We start from the raw sequence: 779 nt of genomic DNA on the forward strand, positions 1-779 counted from the left end.
CATTAAAGAGGCAAAGGCAAAAGGAGCACTGGTGATCGTTGTTGCTGATCCTTTGGCGCTTACGCTTATGGAACCGCCAGCTCAATGGGGGGCTGATATTGTTGTTGGCTCTATGCATCGCTATGGAGTTCCAATGGGATTTGGTGGTCCACATGCTGGTTATCTTGCGGTCAGTGATGCGCTAACACGTCTCATTCCAGGGCGTATTGTTGGTCAATCAGTGGATACAAAAGGGCGTGTTGGTTTTCGTTTAGCGTTGCAAACACGTGAACAACATATCCGGCGCGATAAAGCAACGTCAAACATTTGTACAGCACAAGCTTTGTTGGCAAATATGGCAACAGCTTATGCTGTTTGGCATGGGCCACAAGGCTTACAGGAAATTGCTCAGCGGATTCATTCTTTAACATGCCGTTTTATGGGTGGTTTAGAGGCAGCAGGTATCCCTTGTGAAGGAGAGTCCTTTTTCGATTGTGTAAGCGTCGTTGTGAAGGGAAAAGCTCAAGAGATTGCGCGCCAAGCGAAAGCAGGTGGACGCCTTGTTCGTATTCTTGATGATGACAGAGTTGCGGTCAATTTTGATGAATTGTCAACAGAAGAGGATGCTTGTACTTTAGCACAGCTTTTTGGGGCACAACTCGTTGATCAGGTTTCTCCACGACTTTGGGGTAACGGACGTGATGCCGCTTTTCTTTCACAGCCTTTCTTTCATGTGGTTCATTCAGAGACGGACATGATGCGCTTTTTGCGTCGTTTGTCAGATAAGGATTTGGCATTGG

At 47.0% G+C, this 779-nt stretch carries 1 pseudogene; it reads left to right on the forward strand.

The window, feature by feature from the left end:
* Positions 1-779, forward strand: a pseudogene (locus ACFIK8_RS11055) (glycine dehydrogenase (aminomethyl-transferring)); the annotation flags it as partial.

Source organism: Bartonella sp. MR168JLCBS, assembly GCF_042194175.1.